Raw genomic sequence first — 9,229 nt, 5'->3', positions numbered from 1 at the left:
GCGCGGCACCGGGCCGCCGGGGCCGGGCGGTACGGACGGTGCCGGCCGGGGACAGGGCGTCCGCCAGGGCGGCCGGGTCGCCGGGCGTGCCCGTTCCGTGCCCCCGGGGCAGCGGGCGCAGGGCGTCGCCGGACCACAGGGCGACCGGGGTGACGGCCGGGAACCGCAGCCGGTCGCCCAGCCCGACGGCCCGGGCCAGGTCGACCGCCTCCGGGCGCAGGGCGGGCAGCCCCTCCGTGCCGAAGTCGACCGGGACGCCCGCGATGTCGCCCGTGTACAGCTTGCCGCCCAGCCGGGCGGTGGATTCGAGGACGGTGACGCGCCGGCCCGCCCCGCCGAGGCGGTGGGCGGCCGCGAGGCCCGCCATGCCGCCGCCGATGACGATGACGTGGCCCGCGGCGGACCCGCTCATGTGTCTGCTCCTTCGAGAGCTTCGGCACGCCGGCCGGTGAGAGCCGGCAGGCCGGGAAGGGGGTCATGTCGGATCTGCCCGGCGGGCAGCCCCAGGGCGGTGAGCCGGGTCACGACGGAGCCGACGGAGTCGGGCGGGCCGCTGACGAAGGCGAGGTGTCCGCTCCAGTCGCCCTGCCGGGCCACGGCCTCCGCCAACGCCTCCTCCCCGGTGGCCACTTCGACCACGCGCAGCCAGGGAAGCCGTTGCGCCAGGGCGGCCACCGCAGCGGCGTCGTACCGCTCGGAGGCATGCCGGGCGCCCAGGAAGAGGTGCACCATGCGATGTCCGCTCCGGCGGGCGGCCAGTTCCTCCAGCAGCGCCTTGGCCGGGGCCCAGCCGGTGTCGTCCGCCACCAGCAGCAGATCGCGCGCCGGTGCGGCGTCCAGCGTCGCCGTCCCGCTCGCGGGCCCCAGGCGCAGCGTGTCCCCGGCGCGGGTACGGGCCACCAGGGCCTCGCTGACCCCGCCGGGCCCGGCCTGCCGTACATGGAACTCCAGCTCGCCGTCGGTGCGGGGCGCGCAGGCGAGGGAGTACTGCCGCCAGGCCTGCGGCAGCAGCGGCGAGGCCACGGCCGCGAACTGGCCCGCCCGGTGGGCGTACGGCTCGTGCGGGCTGACGCGCAGCACGGCGAGCCCCGGGCCGCGCAGTTCGTGGCGGGTCACCGTGGCGTGCCAGGAAGGGGGTTCGCGGAGCGCCTCCTCGGCTCCCCGGTTCATGGCCGCCACGGCGAAGCGCAGCATGCGCAGCCAGGCCTCCTCCATCGTGCCGGTCCACTGCGCCCCGGCCGTGCCGCGCAGCGCTTCGCGCAGGGCGGCCTCGAAGGCCAGGTAGTGGGCGGGCCGTACACCGAGTTTGCGGTGGTCGCGGCCGAGGCGGGTGAACTCCGCGGCCACGTCGTCCGGTCGGTGCAGGCGGCCGATCAGGTAGCGGAAGATCTGCACGAGATGCCGCTTCTGGAAGTCCATCGACGCGGGGAAGAGGGAACGCAGATAGGGCCAGTGCCCGAACAGTGCGTCGTAGAGACGGCTGATCAAGTCGTCGAGGGACGCGATGAGTTCGAGGGACTGTGCGATCACCCGCTGGTCGGCCGCGCCGTCGTAGGACGGCTCCGGCTCGCGGGCGGTCCGCGCGGCCGGGGACTGGGCGGGGGTCAGCAGCTGCCGGCGCAGCCGCATTGCCTCGTGCCGGGCGAGCAGGGCGTGGTACTCGGGGGTGACGGTGTCGCGTGGCACGGGGAGACTCCTGTCAGGGAGGTGGGTCCTGCCGTCCCTTCCGTGGACGGCGCGCGCCAGTATGACACCGGACATATGTGCCCAAGAGGCCCTATTCCCCAGGGTCTTTCGGCCCTACCTGTACCTCGGTCCCGTTGCACAGCGCGCGCGACCGCGCCCCACGCAAGGGGTTGTGCAACTTCGGGAAGGAGCCGGTATGACGCGCCGCAGGGCGCTTCCGTACGGGATCGACGGGCCGTGGCAGCTGGCCGCGCTCGCCGCCGGGGCCTTCCTGGCCGCTCTCCTGACCCTGGTGGCCCGGCTGTGTGCCGCGCCGCTCGTCGTCGTGCTCGCCCCGGCCGCGGCGGCCGCCGGGCTGGCGGGATGCGCGGTGACCTTCCTGCACGCCTCGCTGCGGGGGAAGTTCGTCGTCTGGCGGAGGCTGACCGACGCTCTCGGGCTGAGCGGTGACGAGACCGTGCTCGACCTGGGGTGCGGCAGCGGTGCCGCGATGATGCTGTGCACGGCCGACATGACGGCGCTCCCGTTCGCGGACTGCTGCTTCGACCTCGTCGCGACCAGCATGGCCGTGCACAACGTACGGCCCGTGGCACGGCGCCGTACCGTACTGGCCGAAACCGTACGGGTGTTGCGGCCGGGCGGCCGTCTGGTCAGGGTGGACGTCTGGGCACGCGGGCGCGCGGAGGTGCTGGCCTCGCTCGGCATGTGCGCGGTGGACCGGCGCGGTGCCGGGCCCGTGATGTGGTGGTGCGGCCCCCTCGTCCGCACCACCGTGATCACGGCGGTGAAGCCGCGGTGACGCTGCGGGCGAGGATCCGGTCCCGGGCCGGGGGATGGATGTTGGCCAGGGTGACGTCCCCTCCGTAGCGGGCGATCACCTTTGGGTCCATCACCCGCCTCCACAGCGGGGGGATCCAGGCGAGCACGATCATCGTCACGAACCCCGCGGGAAGTTGCGGGGCGTCCACGTGGCGCAGCTGCGGATACGGGCGCAGAGGGTTGACGTGGTGGTCGGAGTGGCGCTGGGCCCGGAAGAGCAGCGCGCTGCTCACGATGGCGTCGCTGTTCCAGCTGTGCCCGTACCCGGGGCGTTCGTAGCGGCCGTCGGCGCGGCGCTGCCGCAGCAGGCCGTAGTGCTCCAGGTAGGCACCCGCCTCCAGGATGCAGATACCGAACGCCGCCTGGAGGGCGAGGTACGGAAGGACCCGTGGCCCGAAGGCGACCCCCAGCACCGCGGCCAGGAGGACCGTCATGGCCCAGGCGTTGAGCACGTCGTTGCGCGGGCTCCAGGGGCTGCGGCCGCGGCGTGCCAGCCGCCGGGCCTCCGCTCGCCAGGCCTCGGCCGGCCGGCCGCTGACGACGCGGGGCAGGAAGCGCCAGAAGCCCTCCCCCAGGCGGGCGCTCGACGGGTCGTGCGGGGTGGCCACGCGCAGGTGGTGCCCGCGGTTGTGGGCGACGTGAAAGTGCCCGTAGGCGACCTGGGCGAACGCGGCCTTGCTCAGCCACCGTTCGGCCTGCGTGGTGGTGTGCCCGAGCTCGTGACCCGCGTTGAGGCCCAGCGCGCCGACCCAGCCGACCGCCAGGGCGAGGCCCGCGCCGTCCACGGGCGACACGGCGGGAGAGGCCCACTGACTGCAGGACCAGACCAGGGACAGGTACTGCAGGAGCACGAAGAGATAGGTGCACCAGCGGTGCGGGGCGTCCGCCCGGTGGGAACGCGCCGTCGGCTCGGGCGCGTTGGAGGGGTCGGAACCGGCCAGCCGGTCCGCGACGGGGAACGCGGTGAGCGTGCCGAGGAACGGCAGCCACCAGCCGGCGGGTCCGACGAGGGGGATGCGGTGGGCGAGAGCAGACGTGTGAGGTCCTTCCGGCCGACGCGCCGCCGCACGGCGGATGCTGCGCTCACGAGACGTCTCCCTCCGCAGGCCCGGACGGCTCCCCGTGCTGCCGTGCGGGCGGCAGTGCCGGCACCGTGGCCTCGTCGGTGCTGCCCAGGCCGAGGCGCAGGCGGATGATGCGCGCGATGTCGGTGATAGTGCCCTCGCTGCGGAGCAGTTCCATCGGCGGGATGTCGATGTCGTACTGCTGCCGGAGCGAAGTGAGCACTTCGGTGGCCATGAGGGAATCCACGCCGTAGGTGTCGATCCGGCGCCGGTGGTCGATCTGTTCCGGCGGCAGCTGTGCGACCTCGGCGAGCTTCTGGGTGAGCGAGTCGGCGATGTACTGCTCCGCCTGCTCGGGCGACATGCCGGAGAGCTTGCGGAGGATGTCCTGCCGCGACGGGGCCGCGACGGCGTCCAGGACGGGCACGAGGCCGGCGAGCCGGGGCGCGGCCGCACCTGCCAGGAGGCCGGCCAGCGCCGCCCAGTTGTAGCGGCCGCATCCGGCCACGTCGTGCTGCGCGGTGAGCGACTCCTCCAGGGCCTCGAAGGCCTCGTGGGGCATGACCGGTTCCATGCCGAACTGCGTCATCGTGTCCTGGAGGCAGTTGCGGGCCACGTAGCCCGTCTCCCCCAGCGCTCCCCAGGCGACCGCGAGGGCGGGCAGGCCCTCCTGGCGGCGTTTGCGGGCCAGCGCCTCCAGGTAGAGGTTGCCCGCCACGTACGGGGACTGGCCGATGTGGCCGACCGAGGCCACGAGCGAGGAGTACACGAGGAACAGGTCGAGGGGCCGGCCCCGGGTCACGGCGTCCAGCACCGCTCCGCCGCCCAGCTTGGCGGCCAGGACGGAGCGGAACCGCTCGTCCGTGAGCCGGGTCAGGAGTGCGTCGTCCAGGTGCATCGCGGAGTGGACGACGCCGCGCAGCGGTCGGCCGTCCGTCTCCGCCTCCTCGACGATGCGCTGCATGGCGGCAGCGTCGCAGACGTCCGCCGCGTAGACCTTGGTCTCGACCCCGCGGGCGGCCAACTCCGCCACGAGATCCGCCGCTTCGGGGGATTCCGGTCCGCGGCGGCCGACGAGGGCGAGCCGGCGGGCTCCCCGCGCGCCGAGCCAGCGGGCGGTGGCTGCGCCGAACCCGCCGAGGCCGCCCGTCACCAGATAGGTGCCCTGCGGGTCGAACTCGGGGGTGTGCAGGGCGCGTTCGACCATCAGCGGCTCGTCCAGCGGGTCGAAGGCCACCACGACCTTGCCCACGTGCCGTGAGTGCTGCATGAGGCGGAACGCCTCGGTGACCCGCGCGGCCGGGTGGACGGTGTGCAGCAGCGGTCGGTAGCGGCCGCACCGGACCAGGGCGACGACCTCGGCGAACTGCCGCCGGGCGAGCTCGGGATCGTGGAGGAGCTCGCTGAGGTCGACGCCGAAGAAGGCGATGTTCCGGGTGAACGGGCGCAGGCGGAGCGGCTTGTCCTCGTGGATGTCCCGCTTGCCCAGCTCGACGAACCGGCCGCCGGGGCGCAGCGCCTCCAGCCCGCGCTCGACGGCCTCGCCGGCCAGGGAGTTGAGCACGACGTCGACTCCGCGGCCCGCCGTGAGCTCCCGGATCCGTTCCGCGAAGTCCATGGAGCGGGAGTCGAGGACGTGCCCGACACCGAGCATCCGCAGCAGGCTGCGCTTGGCCTCGGTGCCGGCCGTCGCGATGACGTGCGCGCCCCGGCGGCGGGCGAACTGCAGCGCGGCGAGGCCGACTCCGCCGGCACCGCCGTGCACGAGGACGGTCTCGCCCTCCGACAGGCGGGCCAGGTGTCCGAGGGCGTAGTGGACGGTGAGGAGGACGACCGGCAGGGTGGCGGCCTCGGGGAAGGTCATGCCGGCGGGCATCCGGCCGAGGGCGTGCTCGGTGGTGACGGTGTGGGAGGCGAACGTGCCGGGGGCCAGGCCGAAGACGCGGTCGCCCACGGCGACGGACGTCACGCCCGGGCCGACGGCCGTGACGGTGCCGGAACACTCCATGCCGGGGCCGGGCTGCCGGGTCAGCCGCTGGGCGGCCTCGACCGGGGGCAGCACCCCGGCCGCCTGCATCACGTCCCGGTAGTTCAGCGCGGCCGCGTGCACCGCGAGGACGACCTCCCCGGGACCGGGCTCGGGGGGCGGATCGGTCTCCGTCCAGGCGAGCCGGTACGCGAGCCCCGGGTCGCGGACCTCCAGGGCGAAGGCGGGCACGTCACGGCTGTCGGCCGTGCCCTGCGGGGCGGCGGTCACGTCGGTGGTGCGGGGGACGAAGCGGCCGCGGGCCGTGAGGGCGATCTCGTCCTCGTCGGAGGCGTCGAGCAGTTCGCGGGCCACACGGCGGGCGTCGCCGTCCGGGTCGTCGGCGGAGCGGTCGAGCGACAGACGGCGCACGGTCAGCCGGGGGTGTTCGTTGGCCAGGGTGCGGGTGACGCCCCAGGCGGCGGCGTCCTCGGGGACCGCTGCCCGCTCGGGGGCCGGGAGGGCGCCGCTGGGGCCGGCGACCAGCCACAGGGCGGGCCGGACACGGCCGGGCAGCCGGTCGCAGGCGACCGCGAGGGCCCTGAGCACGGCAGCCCGGCGGGTGGCGAGGTCCAGCAGCCCGTCCGGGGTGCGGCCGCCGTCCGCGGGGTCCAGGACCAGGACGACGGCCACGGCGTCCGCATCCCGCGGGATCAGTTCCTCCCACTGCTCCGGGGTGTCCGCGGCGGCAGCTGCGCACCGGACGCTGCCGCCTGTGGAGTGGAGGGCCCGGGCCACCGCGCCGGGCAGCGGACCGCTGTCCGCACTCTCGGCCGCGACGATCCATGCCGTCGTGCCGTCCGTGCCGTCCGCGGCCGGCAAGGGCGCCTGCGGGACGGGGCGTTCGGGCGCGGCGGCCAGCAGCACGGACCCGTCGGATCCGGCGGCACGGCGCTCGTCGCCTGTGCGGACGACTCCGGTGAAGCCGCACTCCTCCAGCAGCTCCTGCCAGCGACGGGCAGACAACAGCGGTGGCCCTGGGCGCAGTTCACGGTCGGTGTGGTTCCAGAAGCTCTCCAGGGTCCCGAAGGACTGGGCGAGGATTTCGACGTCGTGCAGCTCGAGAGCCAGGAGCTGCCCGCACGGGGCGAGCAGGCTGTTGACCCGACGCAGCGCGAGGGCGAGGTCCTTGGCCGCATGGAGGGCGTTGGCCCCCACGATGAGGTCGAAGCCGCCTTCGATCAGGCCCTGTTCGGCCGGTGGACGGTCCAGGTCGAAGGTGCGGTACTCCACGAAGTCGTAGTCGGAGAACCGCTTCTCGGCCCGGCCGAGGAAGAGGGGGGAGACGTCGGTGAAGACGTAGCGGGTACGTTCGGGCGGGAGCAGGGGCAGAAGGGCGGCCGTGGTGCCGCCGGTGCCGGCGCCGACCTCCAGGATGCGCAGCGGCCGGTCGTCGGGCCACTGCCGGGTCATCGCCGAGACGAGAGCCTGCATCAGGCGGTTGTGGAAGCGGCTCCACGGGGCAATGTCGAAGAACCTCTCGGTCAGTTCGGCGGCGCCGTGGGCGACGAACTCCAGCGGGTCGTCGTCGCCGCTCAGCACTCTCTCCAACCGCTGCACGCAGTACGCGCTCAGGGCGATCTCGGTCCCGTAGGCGGGGAAGTCCCGGACGAAACGCCGCAGCTGCTCCTGCAGCGTCGTCGTACGCTCGACGAGCAGCCACCTGCCGTCGGCCCCGCGGTGTGCGAGGGCGTGACGTTCCAGGAGGGGGAGCATGAGTTCGCCCAGGCGCCGGTGGTGGGGCCTGCTGACCTCCGCGTCGACGACGTCGTCCAGAGTGAAGGGCGCCGCGGCATCGGTCAGGGCGCCGGCGAAGACCTCCGCAGCCCCCAGGGCCGTGATCTCCTTGTTCATCCGGCGCACCCGGTCGTACCACAACGACCGCCAGGACGCGCACAGTTCGGCGATGCGCGGCTGCGCCGCCTCCAGTACGGCGGACGGTGCGGGCAGCGGAGTGCGGGCAGGGGGGACGTCCGGGCGCGGCTGTGCCCGCATGACGATGGCGTGGCGGGTCAGCGGTGTCCCCCGCAGGCCGGCGAAGCGCCGGAGCCTGCACCCTTCCACCTCCGCCATGACGGTGCCGTCGGCGTCGGTGACGGTGATGTCCCAGCAGACCTCCGTGGGCGTACGGCCCCGCTCGCGCAGGTGGTACAGCCCCTCGGCAGGGGGTGTCTGCCAGACGCGGACCGCGTCGAGGGTGCCGGGCAGGTAGGCGAGTTGGCGTTTCAGTGCGTCGGCCATGAGCGGAAGCCCCGACTGGAGGGCTCCGTCCAGCAGGGCCGGGTGCACCTCGTAGGCGTCGGAGGGGGCGTCGTGCCGGTAGGCGGCGAGGACTTCGCCGTCCCCCGTGCACAGCGTGCGCAGGGGACGGAAGGCCGGCCCGTAGTCGAGCCCGGCGGCGGCCACCGTCGTGTAGAGCTCCTGCGGGTCCGTCTCCGTACGGCAGCGCTCCCGCACGGCGGCGACGTCGAGCGGGGCGGGCCGCGGACGCAGCAGCCGGCGCACCCGGCCGCGGGCGTGCAGGGACGGTTCTCCGGTGCGCCCGGCGGTACTTGTGACCGTGACCGCCCCGTCGTCCGGGGAGAGGGTGAGGAAGAGGCGGACGCTGCCCGGGTTCTCCCAGGGGACGGGGAGCACCCGGAGGATCTCCAGGTACTTGAGCTCCGCGGGGCCGCCCAGCACCCGGCGGCCCGCGGCCAGGGCCATCTCCGCGTAGCCAGTGGCGGGCAGCACGACGGAGCCGCCGACGCGGTGGTCGGCCAGCCACGGTACGAGCACCGGCTCGACGGGCCCGTGCCAGGTCGGTTCGTGCAGCGGCATCCGGTCGCCCAGCAGCGGGTGGTCCACCCCGCCGTCGCCGGACGTCCCGGCCCATGTGCCGGGGGAACCGTTCCAGTGCTCCGTCCGCTGCCACGGGTAGGCGGGCAGGCTGGTGACGCGCCCGAGGACGGGGAAGTGAACGTTCCAGTCGATGCGCGCGCCGGCGGCGGCCAGGGTGGCCACGGTGTGCTCCAGGGCCGCCGGGCCGTCCGTGGCCTTGGCGAGGGTGGGCACGACGGCCACGGGCGTCTTGTGCTTCTCCGTGAGGCGGCGCAGGTAGGGCTGCAGGATCGGGTGGGGGCCGATGTCGACGAACACGTCGTGGCCCTTGCCGAGGAGGTGCTGCACGGCGTGGGCGAAGAGCACGGGCCGGCGGACGTTGCGCCACCAGTAGGCACTGCCCAGTTCGGTGCCCTTGACGAAGGAGGCGTTGACGGTGGAGACCATCGGGATGCGCACGGGCGCGGGGCTCAGCCCGTCGAGCGCCGCCTTCAGGGGCTGCTTCACCGGGTCCATGGCCGGGCTGTGGAAGGCGCGGTCCACGTCGAGCAGGGTGCAGGCGACGCCCTCGCGGGCGAGGTCGGCCCTGAGCTCGGCCAGCCGGCCGGCAGGGCCGGAGACCGTGACGTCGCGCGGGGTGTTGACGCAGGCGATCTCCAGCTGCGGGCGGCCTTCGAGTGCCTTCTCGGCCTCCTCCCGGGACAGGGACACCGCTGCCATGCGCCCCGTACCGGCGGTGGCGGCCTGGGCCCTGCCGCGTGCCGCGATCACACGTGCGGCCTGCTCCAGCGTCAGCGCACCGGCTGTGTACGCG

The 9,229-nt window shown here is 74.4% G+C and carries 5 protein-coding genes; 1 reads left to right on the top strand and 4 read right to left on the bottom strand.

Going from position 1 to position 9,229, the window contains the following annotated elements; all coding sequences use genetic code 11:
* Nucleotides 1-412 (bottom strand): FAD-dependent oxidoreductase (locus HG542_RS32560; RefSeq protein WP_171087919.1); only part of this gene is annotated, 412 nt, incomplete at its 3' end.
* Entirely contained in the window at nucleotides 409-1,686 is a 1,278-nt protein-coding gene (locus HG542_RS32555) for a globin domain-containing protein (RefSeq protein WP_229922857.1), read from the bottom strand. The genes HG542_RS32555 and HG542_RS32560, both read right to left, overlap by 4 nt.
* A 196-nt stretch (nucleotides 1,687-1,882) precedes the next feature.
* On the opposite strand from HG542_RS32555, the gene HG542_RS32550 reads away from it, so the two are divergent.
* The gene (locus tag HG542_RS32550; protein ID WP_171087915.1) at nucleotides 1,883-2,485 is read left to right on the top strand and encodes a class I SAM-dependent methyltransferase; all 603 of its coding nucleotides are present in this window, start codon (nucleotides 1,883-1,885) and stop codon (nucleotides 2,483-2,485) included.
* Here HG542_RS32550 and HG542_RS32545 read toward each other — a convergent pair.
* Nucleotides 2,463-3,356 carry an alkane 1-monooxygenase gene (locus HG542_RS32545; RefSeq protein WP_171087913.1) on the bottom strand — a complete coding sequence of 298 codons (894 nt, stop codon included), beginning with the start codon at nucleotides 3,354-3,356 and terminating at the stop codon, nucleotides 2,463-2,465. The genes HG542_RS32550 and HG542_RS32545 overlap by 23 nt on opposite strands.
* Before the next feature lie 232 nt (nucleotides 3,357-3,588).
* On the bottom strand, nucleotides 3,589-9,229 hold a 5,641-nt coding region (locus HG542_RS32540), incomplete at its 5' end, for an SDR family NAD(P)-dependent oxidoreductase (protein ID WP_171087911.1).

It is taken from the genome of Streptomyces morookaense, assembly GCF_013030945.1.
GTDB classification, from domain to species: Bacteria; Actinomycetota; Actinomycetes; order Streptomycetales; family Streptomycetaceae; genus Streptomyces; species Streptomyces morookaensis.
This window is presented reverse-complemented; position numbering and strand designations above follow the sequence as displayed.

What these genes read in the sequence shown, in the direction of transcription:
- HG542_RS32550 (WP_171087915.1), top strand. Translation starts at nt 1,883, where the DNA reads ATGACGCGCCGCAGGGCGCTTCCGTACGGGATCGACGGGCCGTGGCAG.